This window comes from Fuerstiella sp., assembly GCA_022447225.1.
GTDB lineage: Bacteria > Planctomycetota > Planctomycetia > Planctomycetales > Planctomycetaceae > S139-18.
The window spans coordinates 238,671-256,653 of record JAKVAZ010000010.1 but is presented as its reverse complement, the minus strand read 5'-3'; the positions used below and the strand labels follow the sequence as shown (position 1 = coordinate 256,653).

General features: G+C 52.1%; 11 protein-coding genes and 2 tRNA genes. 5 read left to right on the top strand and 8 right to left on the bottom strand.

Going from position 1 to position 17,983, the window contains the following annotated elements; all coding sequences use genetic code 11:
* Positions 1-47: 47 nt before the first annotated feature.
* Positions 48-1,178, bottom strand: coding sequence for a hypothetical protein (locus MK110_13065; protein MCH2212227.1), 1,131 nt, complete (start codon positions 1,176-1,178; stop codon positions 48-50).
* A gap of 171 nt (positions 1,179-1,349) precedes the next feature.
* On the opposite strand from MK110_13065, the gene MK110_13060 reads away from it, so the two are divergent.
* Positions 1,350-1,652, top strand: coding sequence for a hypothetical protein (locus tag MK110_13060; GenBank protein MCH2212226.1), 303 nt, complete (start codon positions 1,350-1,352; stop codon positions 1,650-1,652).
* Between the two features lie 153 nt (positions 1,653-1,805).
* Positions 1,806-1,879: transfer RNA gene (locus tag MK110_13055), tRNA-Pro, on the top strand.
* A 284-nt stretch (positions 1,880-2,163) separates the two neighbouring features.
* Here MK110_13055 and MK110_13050 read toward each other — a convergent pair.
* The 7 genes from MK110_13050 to MK110_13020 form a co-directional block, all read right to left on the bottom strand.
* A complete protein-coding gene (locus tag MK110_13050) occupies positions 2,164-4,545 on the bottom strand; it encodes a hypothetical protein (GenBank protein ID MCH2212225.1) in 2,382 nt (793 codons plus the stop codon).
* 128 nt (positions 4,546-4,673) lie between these two features.
* Positions 4,674-6,371, bottom strand: a complete 1,698-nt coding sequence (locus MK110_13045) for a hypothetical protein (GenBank protein MCH2212224.1) — start codon at positions 6,369-6,371, stop codon at positions 4,674-4,676.
* Between the two features lie 904 nt (positions 6,372-7,275).
* Positions 7,276-8,385, bottom strand: coding sequence for an SPFH domain-containing protein (locus MK110_13040; protein MCH2212223.1), 1,110 nt, complete (start codon positions 8,383-8,385; stop codon positions 7,276-7,278).
* A gap of 296 nt (positions 8,386-8,681) precedes the next feature.
* A complete protein-coding gene (locus MK110_13035; GenBank protein ID MCH2212222.1) occupies positions 8,682-9,833 on the bottom strand; it encodes a bile acid:sodium symporter family protein in 1,152 nt (383 codons plus the stop codon).
* 376 nt (positions 9,834-10,209) lie between these two features.
* Positions 10,210-12,099, bottom strand: coding sequence for a hypothetical protein (locus tag MK110_13030; protein MCH2212221.1), 1,890 nt, complete (start codon positions 12,097-12,099; stop codon positions 10,210-10,212).
* A 336-nt stretch (positions 12,100-12,435) separates the two neighbouring features.
* Positions 12,436-14,067 (bottom strand): site-specific DNA-methyltransferase, encoded by a 1,632-nt coding sequence (locus tag MK110_13025; protein ID MCH2212220.1) that lies wholly within the window; start codon positions 14,065-14,067, stop codon positions 12,436-12,438.
* Between the two features lie 638 nt (positions 14,068-14,705).
* Positions 14,706-14,779: transfer RNA gene (locus tag MK110_13020), tRNA-Asp, on the bottom strand.
* Between the two features lie 638 nt (positions 14,780-15,417).
* Here MK110_13020 and MK110_13015 point away from each other — a divergent pair.
* The 3 genes from MK110_13015 to MK110_13005 all read left to right on the top strand — a co-directional run bounded on the left by MK110_13015 (position 15,418) and on the right by MK110_13005 (position 17,963).
* Positions 15,418-15,747 (top strand): RNA polymerase subunit sigma, encoded by a 330-nt coding sequence (locus MK110_13015; GenBank protein ID MCH2212219.1) that lies wholly within the window; start codon positions 15,418-15,420, stop codon positions 15,745-15,747.
* 842 nt (positions 15,748-16,589) lie between these two features.
* Complete coding sequence (locus MK110_13010; protein ID MCH2212218.1) at positions 16,590-16,811, top strand: peroxiredoxin family protein; 222 nt, start codon at positions 16,590-16,592, stop codon at positions 16,809-16,811.
* A gap of 147 nt (positions 16,812-16,958) precedes the next feature.
* Positions 16,959-17,963, top strand: coding sequence for a hypothetical protein (locus MK110_13005; GenBank protein ID MCH2212217.1), 1,005 nt, complete (start codon positions 16,959-16,961; stop codon positions 17,961-17,963).
* The last annotated feature ends 20 nt before the right edge of the window (positions 17,964-17,983 follow it).

Here is a 17,983-nt window from a genome sequence, read left to right as displayed (position 1 = left end):
CTCGCAGTCAACCGCTGCTCAGGCGGCTGTACATTCAGAGCACAGATTCATTCTGACGTGGATTTCCCGGAATCGGCTGAATTGATCGACTGGGACGATTCACAGTGACTGAGTGCCAATAAACAGTAGGCAGTTACGAGATGAGGGTCGCCTTCTTCCCATCGATGGGCTCTCGGATTGATCCAGCTGCCGTTGGGATTTTGCAGATCACTCAGCCGCTCGGTCAATTCCGTGCGCCAGTCATGCTTCCGGCCCTCAGCGTCGATGAATTCGTCGTTGCCGAAAGCTGACATCGTCTTGGCAAAGGTATGGAAATAATAGTAGAGGCCCTGGTCTCCCATTCCTGGATTCTGTTCGAGTGTGTAGTGTCGGCTAATCCACTCAGTCGCGGCCAAAATTCGAGGATCATCAGGCTGCAGCCCGGCATAAATAAGGCTTTTGACACCAGCGTAAGTCATGCTTCCATAGGAACGCAGACCTCCATTTTCTTCTGTCCCCGATTTTGAATCACCACCTGCGGCCGGAGTGTAATAGAAACCACCATCGTTGATCAGTGCTCCAAATGCGGTTTCATTGTGTTCGGATTCAAGATTCTGACAACGTGAAATGAACTGTATCACTCGCTGCATTTCCGGATCATAATCTTTAAGTCCGGCCGTCCTGAGTGCTTCAACCAGAAACTCTGAATTACACAGGTCGGGCCGCTGATGTTTACCATAACCCGCACCACCCCACGCCGGATCCGATGATTCGATCCCCTCACCCTCATCCCACTGCAATCCTGCAAGGAAACGACGCGCCCGGTGGAGGATGCCGTCATAGCGTCCACCGGTATTGGCAGCAGAAAATGCCATCAGAGCAATACATGTCTCATAGTTCCGGTGAAGACTGTCCGGGGAATGAATGCCACCGGTAGGCCGGACATTCGATTCCATTTGCTGCAGTGCGATGAGGATCACAGGATCGTCCACATCCAGGCCAGCTGCAAGCAGTGCGCGGGTCACCAGCCCCGTGACTCCCAAGGAAGTTGGATGAGTCCATGACCCGTCGTTGTTCTGGCGAGCCTTTAGAAACGCCACCGCCGGGCGCCTCAGTTCGTCAATCGTCTGACCGGATGTGATCAGACAGGTAGTGAAAAGAGCCATGAATGCAGTGAGACTCACAACGAATCGAATCATGTGATGAGCTCCGACAGATCAGGAAAAGATACGATGGTCAACGGACAAAGGTCTGCCAAATCAGATGCGGCAAAGGATAGACCGCTGCGGCTCGAAGTCGTTATGGTACCATCAGGCAAAGCTCTCGCCATCAATCTGTATGGCGGGTTGTAACATTTGAGGATTCGTATGATGACAGACCCTGAGTCTCTGCCGCTGGTCCCGGACGATGCCTGTTCCCCCGTGCCGGTATTTAATTGTCAGATTATTCTCAATACCAGTGAATCCGGCCAGCAGATTGTTGGTCGAGTTGCCAATCTCGGCGGCATTTCTGTTTCCGGAAACACGGAACGAGAAGTACTCAGGCGAATTGCGCAGATTTTTCGGGATCAGGTTCAGACGCTTACTGAAGAGAAAATGCCAATCCCCTGGATTGCCCCCCCGGAAAAAGCAAGACCGGGCGAGACAGAACGGTTCGTACCCATTCATCTGTAGCGAGATTCGCAACGCATTTCTGACTGGGACAGATGTGGACAGCAAACCAACTTGGATTCGGCTGTTAAGTTATCTGCAACTTAAAGTAACCGTCAGGTCGGCTGATTGCAGGAAAATACCTGCGCGGTAGAATTTGGGTTACGGTAACCCTTTCGGGATGTAGCTCAGCCTGGTAGAGCGCTGCGTTCGGGACGCAGAGGTCGCAGGTTCAACTCCTGTCATCCCGACTCTGCACAAACACCGTTTCGCGAAACGGTTGCGACGGCGAAGTCACTCACTGATTGACGCAAAGTTTTAACAGTGAAAAAAACAGAGCACACTGGACTTACTGACATATGTGTCAGGACGTTGTACGCCACAGACGTGGTAACTCCCCCAAAAGCTGCCTGATCAGGCTCTGGCCTCTATTCCGGAACCAGGCGTGCTTCGCCGGTCACTGACCGATCAACACACGCGGTCATATCAATGCCGGAGCGCTTGCCTGTGCCTAAAAAGATACCGCCACCCACGGCTATTTTTTAATTAACCAGATCTCAGCCACCTGTGTCCCGCGACCTTCAACAAGTCTCCATTTCAACTCAAGTTGGCCATCGGCGGTAGCTTCCCTGGGGATGTCGTATTCCACGGGCCAAAGAGGATACTGAGGACGCAATGGTCCGTGAATCTTGTGTACATCATCCGCGACCAGATCAATCGTGGCATGAAACCGTCCAAATTCCACAACCTTGATTTTGTACTCAGCCCGCTTGTCCAGTCCGTCATAGCGCACGATGAGGGGTGCTCCATGAAGACTTTGGGAATGATGGAGCCACGTATGTCGATAGCGATTATCAACTTCCAGTGTCATGTTGTTCATCCAGCGGTAATGCCCCTCGGTGATGCGGTCAATACGGCTGGGATTTTCGTCATACGTGGCCAGCATATCCAAATGGGACTGTTTATCAGGATTTCCGAGGTCGTCATAGAATCCTCCTGGCCCCGCATCTTCCCAGTTCACAAGCATGTGAATTCGTTGCTGCCGATCTTTTACACTGTCCATCGCCAGAATTTCATCGAACTGGTTTTCCAGCCATGGTCGGTCGTTCAACGGTTGGTCGAGCTTATCCAGTAGTGCTCCGCGTTCCGCGTTTCGCGTGAAGTAGGGTGACTTGATACTAAACTGCCATCCAATGCTGTTGAACATGTCGTCCGCCAGTTCCGCCATCTCCTGACGCATGGCGGGACCGAACTTTTCTGCATCGACTCTGGCAAACTCTTTTCTTGCGGCTGCAACGGCTTTCGCTGATCCCACTTTCGGTGCCTTCGCCAGGGCCGCATAGGCTGCTTCTTCGTACTTCATCTCCTGAATACAACGATTGCGGGTATACTCGTCAAAAATCGCTCGCATCAAATAATTCTGATATCGCCAGCTCCTGCGGACTTTTGGACTGACCTTTTCTCCGATGGATCGCCATTTGGCCAGGGTGACGGGAATGCCGTCATTCTCGATGAAATTGCCGGTCAGGTTCTCCTGCAGCATCCACAGACCTTCAGCAACTTCCTCACCCATGTCTTCGCCAAAAAACAGACGGCCATAATCCACGACGATTTCATGGAGATCTGCATCCGGATCCCAGCCCAGAGCACTCCAGACCACCTTATTCAGGTCATCATGGATCCCGTCGGAATAGGTTCCAAAACCGCTCGCATACTCATCGAAGGCATTATGAACTTTTTGATTGTGCCCTGGCCGCGGATTGATTCCTTCGCGTCCCAGTGACTGTGCCATCTTGCCGTCCCAGTGAGGGACCGGAAACATAGCTCTCAAGTTGTGTGTAATGTCCGGGTAACGGCGAATCTCGTATTGTTTCGGCAGCCATTCTCTGGCGTCCATGATGCTGTGTTTGGTTCCTGGTCCATACACATATCCCCCAAGCCACTTTGGCTGCTCTTCGCGAAAATACGAAAACATCCAGTCGGTCGCTTCCGGCTTCATCTTCTGGTTGGACACAAAGACACCAGCGTCCGGGAACCGCTTGTGCAACATTTCCGCCATCCCTTCCAGAGCCGGCATCAGAACTCTGGGATGGTTATTCCCTGGATCACCGCCTGGAACAAACAGATGATCGATCCGGGGCATTTCGTTGAAGAATCGTTCGCGATATCCCAATTCAGTGTCATATCGCTGCTGATCATCTCTCAGGATTGGCACGGGATACCAGAGAAACACCTCCCAGTCATATTCATCCATCATTCGTGACAGTCTGATATTCATATCCCACTGGGATTCTGCCATCAATACGCTGTCTTTCTCACCTGGGGGCTGTTCCTGAATCAGCTCGGCACCGTTGCAGCCAAATATTGCCATTTCTCTCAGGTATTGTTCATACGTTTCGACGGTCCACAGGTCATAACTTGTGGCCGTCTTTCGGTACCCCATCTGATGGACCCGCATCGCGTGTTTTGGTGAAGTCGATACCATTGTCTTTTTCGGCAGCGAGATTTCACCATCACGCATGGTCATCAACCGGAGCAGCCGACCAACTCCAAACAACACACCTCGTGGCTTTCGACCGACGATGAAGATATCCGTTCCATTCACACCCAGGGCAAATCCCTCTGCAGCATCAGGAACCACTAATCCTTCCGGAAGTTCAATACCCTCAGGGATGGTGTCACCAGTGCAAAGCACAATGCGCGCTGCCCCCTCGAAGTGGTCCCGGATATACCATCGAATTCCGGTCCGGTCGTAGACTTCGTCACTCAGAAAATCAGCCGCTTTTCCGACTGTTCCTCCCACGGGAGAAACCAGCACCGTGGTTCTCAGATCCATGTTTGATTCTGCATAGCTGAGGGCGCCGCACAAAGACATGTGCATCGCAACTGCTGCCCAAATAAGACGTTTAAGGAACATCAAGATTACCTTTTTCTGAATTCGTTGAATGAAAGGCAGGGATCAGCACTTGACGACACCTCGGAATCCGTGTCGTTGTAAAAGTCAATTGCGGGAGTTGTTCCCAGGGCGAAAATCCGGTTTTCAGGTCAACCGGCTGCACTACGTTCCTTTCCTGCGTCTCTCCGTAATCCGCAACAAACCATGCAGGTCAAGGACGTCATGTAGATCACAAAAATGGCATTCATGGTATTGGGACCACCCCATTTATCCCACGGCCAGCTACTAAAGTCTGACCACCGCCACCACGGACAACCCCAGAACATAAAATTCAGATAGAAAAACAGCCATCCCATAATCAGCAGAGCAGTTCCGGTGAAGGCAGAGTCCGTCGTTTTTGTTTTATGCTTATTGTAGAAGTACCAGGTGGAATAAAGTGCGATCCCCACCGGGATAATGAAATAGATCAGCCAGCCAGCGATCAATGACACATGGGGATCGTTATCCAAAAGCGGAAGATTGATCGTAGCCTGGTCGTTGTAAACACGCTCCCTGGTCCCGTCCTCGAGGTGAATCTGCTTATAGAGTCGGGCCTGCAGTGTTCTGCCTGCAATCGTCTGCAGGACCACCGGGAACATGATGAAGTAATGGCTGAACCTGCCGCCAACGATCAGAACAAAGGGGATGAATGCCATCACCAGCCCCTGTTCGTACAACGCGTCATTGTAGTGATCGGTGTGTGCGACGAAGTAGAACTCAAAATAGAAAAGACATGCCACATGGATAGCCAGTAATAAAGCTTCCACAGGCACTGCCATATATGACCGCGGCGTATCACCTGAGACCAGTCCACCGATCTTTTTGCGATTGAACCAGACCCCAAGACCAATGAGTCCGCCCATCACGGTCCCGAACGTGGTCTCCATCGTGTTCCACCAGTTCATGGACAAGTGACCAATGATCCATTTCAGAGTCTCATTTTCCTGAAGCACGGGACGAAATACGGCAACACATTCAGGGTCGGTGTTCCATTGGTACCAGGACTGCACAGACTGCCCGGCGGGGAACCCAATTGCTCCGGCGATGACACCCCACATCGCCAGGTTGCGGGCCAGCTTATCGTCACACCACCAGCCCACATAGATGAACACCACCAACAACGCCAAAAGCTGACCTCCCCAGTTTTCCCACCGAGGCCTGATTGTTTCGTATGGCTCCCAGTCCCAGTGGTCAGAAAAATACAGATATGGCAAAGCCTTCTCACTGGCCTCCTCCAGGTTACCTTTGCCTCCTGCAAACCGATTGGCATGCACCATTTCTGTGCCGTCTTTCCCATATGTGAATTCCGCGTCCACTTCGTAAGGTCGGAACGGATAGTTGATCGTGTTGATGCCCATGAAATAAGCACCGAGCGCTGCCAGCATCAGTGCAATCATGTTTCGCGACGTGTAAACACGACCACTCAGGCCCATCCCCAGAAACGTACCGAAGAAACCGATCCAGATTCCACCTTTGATCGCCAGTCCCAGCATGCCCCACCGCCATGCTTCCGCATTACCACGCAGCGGCGTATCGTGAGTCAGTCCGACTGTTTCACCGTAGGTCATCGAGCCACCGATACCCATCGCGACGATGGCCAGAGCAACTGTCCGGCTAAGCTGGTCGATCGGCATCCTGCGGCAAAGAATGAAACAGACGGTGAGGCTGACGAGCACGCCCGCAATCATGGCGCCGGTCTCGTGACCGTACTGACCTCGAATCCCCCAGGCCATGCCGCCCGCCATTGCCGCGAACAGAACGGGTTTACAAAACCAGACTCCATCACCATACGTCTGTTGTTGGTTCATCAATGTCCCAGTACAAAGAGTCACATTGTGAATAACGCCAACCAAAGACCGGAAATTCGGTTCGCGCGTCCCACCGATTCTTCATCCGGATCCCGTCGTCTCACGGCCCATCTCATTCGTCAACAGGGAAACCAGGAATTTCGTCAGCAACGGCCTGCAACTCCTGATGTGACCCGGTAGTCAAACCTTCCACGCAGTCCGGGAACACCCGGAAACAGGATTCTGGAACTTCCCTGCGAACACAACCAACGATTCACAGGTCTGCTGCTGTACCGAAGTCATCCTGAGTGCCAAACGACAGATTTGTTCACATCATTATCCATGGTTTACAGGAATAATTCCACTGCCCGGTTTACAGCTGTCCCAGATCCACCAATCTAATCAAGAACCCTGTTCTGCAGGAAAGCCGTCGCAACTGAATACAGGGCTGGATTCCCGGAGAACACGCCGACCACACAATGGTCCTGTGCAGCGATTCACGAAACGGGTCTGGATCCCAGGAGACTTCCTGTTGCATGATCATCAGATCCTGGTCTTCACCGAGTCAGTCGGTGCGACCAGCGTAGGTACAGATCATCAGAAATCATGTGAACCCTGCTCGGTCAGTCACAGTCTCCGTGGGGAAAGTTGAGCCGAAAAGCATCAACATCCGCGAGAATCAACGGTCTCAGAGTTTCGGTATCTTCACAGGCCCGACCAACCGTCGCCCCAATGCGGATCTGCGGAATTTTGCGGACTGAAACACTGGATGCCGACATTTGCTCGTGCCGGCAGAATGATCGAAACATCTTTGAAATAGTTTCTAACGAAGTAGTCACACAAACGATTCAAGTGACTGTATGGAAACGCGACCACATTCGACTGGCCGGACCTGACTTTAAATCTGCAGGAACGGCCGGCAGCACTAAGAACTCGCAGGAGGAGGGGGCGGGGGAGAAGCCTGGAACGAGGTCGACAACTGCGGCACATTTCCAGCCGGTTGCCACCCGGTCATGCCGTCTGACCAGACCAACGTCTCCGCAGTGATCTCACCCGATGACATTCCGGCTCCCATTTGCTGTATGGAAAACGGTCCGCGAGTCTGGCCATCCACAGCAACATGCCAGAGAGCTGCAGCCGGAGGAAGAGGAGGAGCCATTCCCGGAGCAGTGCCTGACATACCTGGCTGCATCATCCGTCCGGCCATCGCAAACCCAAGGCCCAGCCCCATACCTTCGGCAGCACCACCACCCGAAGGGTTTTCAGCAGCAGCCGTCATAGCCTGTCCCATTTGGTACTGCTGGAACTGATTCATGTCACCAATCACTCCCATGCTCGTTCGTGTATCCAGTGCTTTTTCCACTGCCTCCGGCAGAGAAATATTGACGACGAACAGTTGAGGAATCTCCAGACCGTATTCGTCATCGACCTTTTCCTGAACGGCCTGGCGGAGTGTTTCACCGAATTCCTGATACTTACTTGCCAGGTCCAGCGCAGCAATATTAGAGGATCCAATCTGTTCTGCGAACGTACTGATAATCATGGACCTCAGCAATTCGGTGACTTCGTCCGTGTCAACAGCGCTATCGGTTCCAACAAGTTCTTTAAGGAGTGCACGTGCATCAACGGCCTTCAGTGCATAGGTTCCAAATGCGCGAATTCGAATCGGTCCAAATTCAGGATCTCGCAGCATGATGGGGTTGGGCGTGCCCCATTTGAGATCCGTGATTTGTCTGGTACTGACAAAGTAGACCTCTGCCTTAAAAGGGCTGTCAAAACCATACTTCCAGCCGGCCAGCGTACTCAGAATCGGCAGGTTGTCTGTTATAAGTTCGTAGTGCCCCGGTTCGAAGACATCGGCAATTTCGCCACGATGTACAAAAACCGCGATCTGTCCTGGACGAACAATCAGCTGCGCTCCATTCTTAATCTGGTTGTTATATCGGGGAAATCTCCAGACCAGTGTATGCCGGGAATCGTCTACCCATTCGACGATATCAATCAATTCAGCGCGAAGTTTGTCAAACAGTCCCATCGATGATCTCCTCGATCGAATCAGGAATTCTCCCCGGCCAAGTGTAGTTTAGCCGGATGTACATATGGTGCTATGTGGATCAATCGGAGCAGACTTTCGCCACAGCCCGGCTAACGCACGATCTTGAGAACCGGATCAAAAAACTTTCACCGCGTGAACAGCTGACAGCACAACCAGATCTTCCTGCTATTGAAAAACTTCTGCCCCGTAACCATTGTTTTCCGGCTCCATGAACCCGGAAAAATTTTTTCAGCCTGCGAACGTCCACTCATTTCACACACACCGATCTGGTCTTTTCAGTCATGCTGATGTTTTGGTGGCAGCGTTTCTACCTCGGATGGACGGTTGTCTTTAACCGGCCGACCTCTCCACCAGGATGCTAAAATGGAACCCGATATATTCATCCACGGACCAAAGATCGCCGATGCCAGTGCGGCATTGCTGCTCTTAAGTACATTAACTGCCAGTCCTGACGCCATGCCACCATTTTGCAGCCCCACCTCAATTGCCACGGTTCGGCGAGTCGTTTCATCCAGACCGGTGAAGTATGCACACCAGTATCCGAGAAGATATCCAATGGCATTGTGTGCTACAGCCACGACAATCAGCAGCAATCCAACGCTCATCAGCTGCTCACGGGAGATAGACGTAATAATCGCAATGATGTAGCAGATTGAGACCATGGCAATCAGCGACAGCGTCCGTTCCATCTTTGGTCCAAGAAGCGAATAACGAGTCAACAGCTTGTTGGCAATCAGGCCCAAAACGATTGGTGCAATAATCATTTTCAGGATTGCCACCAACATGGTTGTGAATTCGATCTCGATGTACTGGCCAGCCAGCAGTTTCATCGCCAGCGGGGTCAGAACCGGAGACACCAGTGTGGAGCATGCCGTCATGGTCACGGAAAGTGCAACATCACCACGAGAAAGATAAACCATGACGTTGGATGCCACACCACCCGGGCAGGAACCGATCAATACGACGCCGGCTGCAACCTCGGGCGGAAACCCGAACACCATAGCAAGACCGGCACCTGTAAGCGGCATAATGGTGAACTGAAGCAGCATGCCGATACCCACCGCACGTGGAACTGTCAGCACCCGGGTAAAATCCGCAACACACAGTGTTGCCCCCATCCCGAACATAATGATCTGAATCAGCGGGACGATGAGAGTTTTCTGATCGAACGTGCCCCATTTTTGAAACAGTTCGGGACGGAACATCGCCGCAGCAACCAGCGTCATGACCCACAGGCTGAAGGCGAATCCCCGGAACTTGGCGTGCCGATTCGCGGCAATCGCCAGACATCCCATACCGCCGACAACCCAGGCGGCCAGCAGGAAATCCTGCTTGCCGCCGTCAAATACGATCTGCAACCCCGCGCCGGCGAATAACATCGCACTGGCGCCCAGGAATAATTTTGGCAGTGACTTCGATGTCGACATTGTATTCGCACGGTCCTCACAGCGACTGAACTTGAAATCCTGTGCACACAGCGATTCGTTTTCGGTACAACAGGCACGAAACGCCGGTGCATGACTTTATCAGAGCAAACACGCCCGCAGGCGATTGACGTCTGTCTTATTGATCAATTGAGGCAAAGTGATACGGTCCGAATCAATAACGCTGCGAGAATTCGGAAGACTCCCCATCAATTACCCCTTTGACAAAAAGGGTCGGTTGACAGCCAAGGGAGCCCGCTGTCTGACTTGATCCGGATTTAAAATCTCTCTGAACGTTTGTGCCTTTTCCTGTTCGCTATCCGCAACCCTGCAAGGAAAGGATGAGCCATCGGCGAGTCCCTTCATCGTGCAGAGTTTTCTATTTGCTCCACGGAAAACGATAGGATGGCGGATTTGAGAATCGTTCCAGCCCGATGTGCAGGCGACATACAGCAGCGGGTGCAAGCCTTACAGTGACGTGAGGCCCGTTGACGGTATTGAACTGAAATGGATAGTTTTCAAGCTGACGAATCCGGGAAATGTTGTGTTCACGGAACATTCCCGCCTGAATCAGCACCTCTTTTTCTTCTGTCGCACTGAGGTTCACCAGATTGAGTCGGACTCCGTCAGGCGTCAGACGATCCACCATGGCAGCAACCTGAGACGGCAACCCCGATCGCTGCTGATCCGGATCAAAATATCGAAGACTCGAATGAAGCAGTCCACCATGATAAACATGGTTCGGAGCTCCGTGCATCAATTGCACCAGACCTTCCAGAATGACCGGATTGAGTTTCTGCCAGTGATGCACGTCCTGCTCATCGGGCGTTGTTTCATCTCTGCGAATCCTGCTTAGCCGCGACAGCGTTTCTTCGTAACAACCATTCAGAATCTGCAGTGGGTAATCATCATTTCGTCCGAGGACAAATGCGACCCAGGAACCTGTGTGATTCGAATCCCCTTTGCCCTTGCTGTAGTTGAGTTGATCGAATTCGGAAAGATCTGCCAGCCGTTGCAGGCGATCCCAGTCTTCATCTTCACGAGAAATAAACCACAGCTGGAACAGGTGCCTGACATCCATCCGGCCGAACGCATGCCATCCGCTGCTTCCGTGCCGGTGAGGTACCAGCAACTTACCGTTTTCCTTTCGGCCCAGGCTGGTCACCAGGTCAATCACCGACCTGGGCAATTCCAGAAAGGCCGGATCGCCACTGATGATGTAGGCATTGGTACCGCCAATAACGGTTGATTCGACCTGATTGTAAAGACCATGCGGCCAGTTCCATCCGTAGTATCCGGACCACCACTTGCCGTCATTGTATTCTCCAATTTCACCGGAAAGTCCGATGTTGTCAGGCAGGATACCATTGTTGTCACGAACACGCTGGAGCCAGGCGCTAACATATTCCAGGATCCAGTCCCTGTATCGCTCCTCGCCTGTCGACATATAGGCATGGAGCATCAGGCTGGTCGATGTCAGATTCAGAGGAACGTCCCCGCGCATCATCCGCTGATTGATGGTGTCCAGAATGTTCCGGAACAGCACGTCATCATTCCAGGCATCACCCGACGTCACGTTCGGTATGTCATCGAACGGCAGTGGATACTTGGCAAGAATCGGTCGATGAGTGACCCAGTCCTCCGCCGTATTTACAAAACGAGGGCCACGACTGCCATTGATCGGAGAACGAATCAGTTTGCGTAACGGATCATAATTCGGAGCGTCCGGGTTGTCTCCAAGGTACAGCGACGCAAACCTGACCGTCCGCTGGCGAAACGCCTGATTTGTCGGATCAGAGAGACCAAAGAAATAGAAGTTGGTGTAGGACTCACCATGATGCATCCAGTCGTAGTTCGCATCGAACTCGTCGTGAATCTGTCCATACTGAGTAAACTGTCGTGTGACGCCCTCCCACAGATCGCGTGACAGCCGATCAATCGAAGGTGGTCCACCGATCGCATAGTACAGTGGAAAATTGTAAAAACTCTCGTATCCGTCATCTGATCCGTCAAAGCCTGGCCATTCCTTTCGCCACTTGAGCGTGTGATCGTCATTTGTGTACCTGTTGACAAACTCCAGCGCTGCCGGTTCCAGTTGCTCTATCACATGCTGCTGCAACAAGGCCCATTCCGGGGGCAACGCTGTCGTTTTCATGGAGATGACAGGGATTTCGGTCTGAGCGATAGAACACGGCATAGAAACACAGAACAACAATAATCCTGCCGCAGCAACTCTCACGCGCCCCGTCACTTTCATACTCTTCGTCATGGGTCCCCCTCTTCAGCAGCTGTCGAATTCTCGTCGGCGAATGATGCTAACGTCGGGGGTGTACGTGATTCAAGCAGCAAGTTTTACGTATCACGAGTGGCGTTCACTGCGGTAACCGCATAGTCGGTCCAAACAACGGCAGCAGTTACTGCCTGTCACCCCGGGCCAGAATCCGGACCGCTGTGGTACTGGAACATGGTCTGAATCATGAAAGCCTGATCAGGAGACGCGCTGCCGGGCTATGTTCTGACAACCCGACGACTTACTCTGCATCCTCAGCACACTCAAGCGAGAATATTCGCAGATAACTCACGAGTGAATGACCTGCGCCAAAACTCATGATGAAGAATTTTTTACGAGGAAATTCAGTCGTGGTCGAAGGTCGTTCACAAAGGCCCGTTGCCTGCTACGTCCTTCGTCCGGCCGAACTTCGGATGTTCTGATCAGCCATTCACCGTTGTTCGGAATCCAGTCACGAATTCCGTCAAGCGCCAGCTTCGTTGCCTCCAGACGCTCTTCCATATTATGAGTGAAACCCACAAATGCCGGCAATTCGTTCCGGGCAAGTACGACGTACACGCAGGGACCGGGAGGACAGCGGATTATGTCGAGAGACTCTGCCTGATCGAGTGGACTGTCACCTGCCGACGTACTGCCCCACTGGTCAACCGATTTACGCAGCTTCATCGCGACCCAACGGTACTCAAATGACGTTCGGCCTGGACAGACAGCCCGGCAGTATCGATCGAATCGCATTGCGGCTTCCGGATCACATAAAACATCATCCAGACTCCGATAACCCTCATCCAGCATTCTTCTCAGACCCATCTCACACGCAAATTCAAATGCGTCTGCATTCTTCCAGTCCATGCGGTCCCTCGAACCACCCTGTCTTTTGAGCTCAGGATAGTTTCCGCTTCGGCGCAGGTTCATCAGAACGCGGCACCAGTCTGCGGGTCTGCCTGGAATCTGTCTCGTGCTGCAGTTGTCAATGAATTCCGCATTCAAAAACGGATCAGCCACCATGCGATCAATGGTTGGACTTCCCTTCAATTTCACAAATGCATCGATCAGCGTCGTCTCGTCGATTCCCTGAGGTCGCCGGAGATTCTTTTGACGATCGATTGTTGTTCGTGGTGCACTTGTTGTTGGCTCTTCACCGCCATTCAGCGGGTCACCTGTCCGAACTTCATCTAACCGATCACAGGAGAACTGCCCGTAATCCTCCGACAACTCTACACCAAGCCAGTGTCGTCCCAGCTTCTTCGCAGTCACCAGCGTACTGCCGGTTCCGGAAAACGGATCGATGACGATCTCCTCAGGATCTGAACAGGCACGAACAATTCGTCCCAGCAACTGCTCCGGAAGCTGGCAACCATGAAACTGAGCGCGTTCCTTAAATGTGCCCGCAATTCGAGGCACGTACATAGTGTCATGATCGGGCAGGAATCCGCCGTCGCCAATGTCCTGTGGCCGCAGTACCCAGGTATTGTCGGGAACTCGGCCCACGCTGTTGGCTCGCTTATCGTTGTAAACAAGCTGCCGGGCAGACGGAACGCGGATCTCATCAGCGTTAAATGTGAAACGTTTCGGATCCTTCACGAAATACAGGAGGTGCGTGTGCGATCGTGTGAACTTCGTAGTGCAGTGAACGCCGAATGTGTAATACCAGATCACCCAGTTGCGCATATGCAGCCCGCAACTTTCGGCAACACGTTTCACCTCTGCCGCATACTCATCGCCGATGGCAATCCAGAACGTGCCGTCGGGTTTTAGCGAACGAACCGTCGCCAAAATCCAGGCTCTGGTCCACTCCAGATACTCGTCATCTTCCAGTCGGTCAACGTAAACGTCATATTTGTAACCAATATTGTATGGCGGATCTGCAATCGCCAAATCTGCCCAGCCCGCGTCCAAGCTGTTCAGCGTCTGAATACAGTCACCCAAAATAAGCCGGTCTGTCTTCACAAAGCACGCCTTCCTTCCGACGACATCATCACGCTGAAACTCCTGGTGAAGACAGATCGTCCGACCATGGATGATCACCACGCCCGATATTGTGCCAGGCAGACATAATCAGGCAATCGTCCAAAATATGTTCACCGTTTACAGTGCACCCGTGTGTGTCAAAATAAGCCTGTCTCAACCTGCCATCCAGCCCTGAGACGTTGTCGGAGAACACCTTCAGTCCCTGCGACCTGCCTCAATCGTGAACAGCATCCCGCTGCCCGGAGATTTTATAATTCGTGTCCGGAAACACATCATAGCGTGGGGGTCATCGTCAAGATCAAACGACCAACCGGAGCGAAGCAACTTACCGAGTCCATTCCGCCGCTCAACAGTCACCAATTTTTTTACGAATCAGTGAAAGACCCAGCGAACCCTGGATAAAACTTCCGACTACACAACATCGTCGAAGGTCATCGTGCAACAGTGCAAAACTCAAAACAGCCGCCGCCGGTAACCCGGGTGGCGGCTGTTTTAGTAATCAATCAACATGAACAAAGTGCGGGCCACCAGCAGGTAACTCGTACACTGAGCAAAGTCGCAAGAACTAACCTTCCAACTCCCCCTCCCGACCGCAGCCGGGCACTGATCGTTCAAATCGAGGCCGACGGGACTCGAACCCGCAACCACCGGATCGACAGTCCGGTACTCTAACCAATTGAGCTACGGCCCCAGGTGCTTAACAGCACAGGTTTGCTGACGTCCGCATGAGGACAGATTTGGTACAACGACACCGGTCCGTCTCGTCTGAATTCACAGTTGACAACACGGCGAATAATGTCGCACAGTTGCCACTGTTCGACCGTCAACAGGCTGCGGAGTTTAAAAGGCAAAACACCGAAACACAAGTCTGTCGGAGTCAGCACTGACTTTCCTTCCGTTTCCCTGGTCTCCTTTTTTAAACGTACCCAAAAGTTCCGGTTCCGCAGTGTTTTGAGAAATTTTCCCGGAGTCGGCAGTTGGCTCCAGACACAACATCTCAGACGTTGTGTTGCAGATGATCGATGAATCCCGCCAGGACCTTCAGTGTGCATCCTGAACCAGTTTAAACTGCCGGATTTGGCCATGAAAGCATTCGGTGTCCGGAGACTGACCACACTACTCCCGGCGGGTTTTGTGGAACTCGTTCCAATTGCAGACGGAGGCACGACACTTACCGTCGGATCCACCTGATGAGCCGATTTCTGCTTCTCCAGGACACTTAAACGTTCCGGAATTAAAAAAATTTCTCCGCGGTAGTGGTATGCACTTGAATCGGCCATTTGAGTGGATACCGTCCGCGTCTTCTCACGAACAAAGGAATCACAAAGAATGACTGGGTACACCGTTCATACCGGGGCCTCAAAAAAATTCGTTACCGGCTGGGATAAAATTTTCTCTGACGGAAAGCCCACGACAGGAAAGAAAACATCCTCCAGGACGACTTCGCGAAAGAAGAAGGCGGCAAAGAAAAAATCCACCAAAAAGAAGCAGGCTGCTGCCGGGTCTTCCGTTAAGAAACATTCGGGAACGAAGAAACAGGTTGCCAAAAAGAAAACAGCTACAAAAACTTCAGTGTCTGGTAAGTCAACCACGGTTCGCAAATCGGCAACAAACCGAAAAACGAAGAAAGCGTCCACAAAAAACAGACGACGTTCTTAGTTCTGTCGAACCGTATTGCAGTTGACAGTGCCGCCGCAGATGACGTCCGCCGCAGCGCAGGCGATGGTCAACCTCCTGCAGACAGAGTATCACCCTCGCATCTCGTTGTATGACAACCGGTGCTAACAGACGCACTGGACGCGCCCGACAGACTTCTGACCGGCATGGATCGACACATGTTGGCCTGTCTCAGTCATGCGGCAGAACGTAAATCAGATTTGATCGAAACATCACCATTCAAAATGGTAACCGCAGAGGGACCACGGTTTGCTCCAAAGGTGATGAAAAGATTCCCGCCAAGTTCATCAGGTTCGCTGAACAACTCTCTTTCTGTGTTGCTGAAACACTGCCCGTATGGCGGCATCGAGTGTCAAAGTGATTTTCTCACACAAAAGTCATAATCCCCGGGTGGCTTCGGGTTATACGTTCAACTTCAACACGGAAGTCAACCTGTTCATTTTCTGAAAAACATCACTGTCGGTTCACAAATCCCGGTTTGGCACTGACAACATTGTACAGAACGTGAAAACTGAACCCGGACAGACTTTTGAATTCATAAACGGAACCCGGATTCTGTTCGCATGATGCATGGCCGTTTCTCGTGGAGACAACTAACCGATGCGCAAATTCTGCAGATGACACGATCCGGTTCGGACCAGAAGATCACAGTCGGACTTACAAAACATTCTCTTTCCGTACCTACATCAATCGGAAATTCCGGGCGACACCTTTGGCCGGCTTAAGTGTTCAGACTGACATCAGCGTGTCATTGTCGGGGAGGTATGGGCCAACAACCGGCAGAACGGCGGTGTTTCCCATAACCTGAACGGTGGAGTCCGGACATGAGACAACGAATCAGGAGTTCTGTATGTGTACCTGTGGCCCTGTTCGTCCTCAGTTCAACTGCACTGTGCCAGACAGGCGGCGCACGATTCGACCGAAAAATACCCAAGGTCGGTGAGCCGTTACCAAACATCACGATCCTTGACGCTGACGGAAATGACTTTTACCTGCGCGGTTTAAAAGACAACTACACCGTACTGGTATTTGGTTGCCTGACCTGACCTCCGTTCCTTCGCAAGGTTTCCGGTCTGGAGACCGTTTATCGTGATTTTGCCCCAAAAGGAGTTCGCTTCTACTTTATCTATAAAGCACTCGCCCACCCGGAGACTAACGATTACGTCCGGCCGTTCACGACAGAAGAGCGCCTGATGCATGTCAAAGAGGCTCAAAATCGCCTGGGGTCAGGCTTCACCTGGTTGTGCGACACCATGGACAACGTGGCCAAGCACCAATTTGGCGACGCACCCAATTCAGAGTTTGTTATCGCCCCCGAAGGACGCATTGTTCGCAGCAGATCCTGGAGCGATCCTGACCAACTGCGGAAAGATCTGACAGAACTGGTTGGCCCGGTCAGAAAACCAACCAGGGAATCTGAACTCAATTTGCCGCAAATCATCACCGGTCGCAACGTCAGTCAGGGGGTCGTACCGAGAATCCGGCGGCCCGGCCGTATGCAGGCCGTAACTGTAAAAGCAGAAGTTGATTCTTCAAAGGATCCTTTTTATGCCAAGCTTCGGGCGGAAGCCGATTTCGATCTGCTGCGTTCCGGCAGCGGTCAAATGTATCTTGGGTTTCTGATCGATCCACTGTATCACGTACACTGGAACAATTTGTCGAAACCTCTGCGTGTAGCGGTCACCGCAACCAAAAACTCGCACGTGGAACCTTCGATTCTTAAGGGTCCGAAGGTCCATGTGGAATCAGACAGTGATCCTCGTGAATTCCTGATCACCGTCGAAAATGCACAACGCGGTACGGAAATACAACTGGATGTGTTTTATTACGCCTGTGATGACGACCAGACGTGGTGCAAAGCCATTCGACAGTCGTACACCATCAGTCTGGAAACTGACCCGGATGCGGGACGAATTCAGAAAAACCGAAGTGGTCTCCGCAGACGATCGGGAACACGTGGTTCATTGATGTCGATAGGCAGAGTAACCCGTATTGACGTCAGGGCGGAAACAATCACCCTCCGAATGCCCGCTGGTAATTCGCAGAAGTATCGTGTGACCAACAACACATCAATTGTGCGGAATGGTCGCCGCAGTCCGTTGAAGGCAATTCGAAAGGGCGAGATGGTCCGCTATGAATCAGAGCCAACAGACACCGAACCGACAATTGTCCGCATGATGACTCGCAGCACACGATGAGACAGTTGTTGTGATAATGA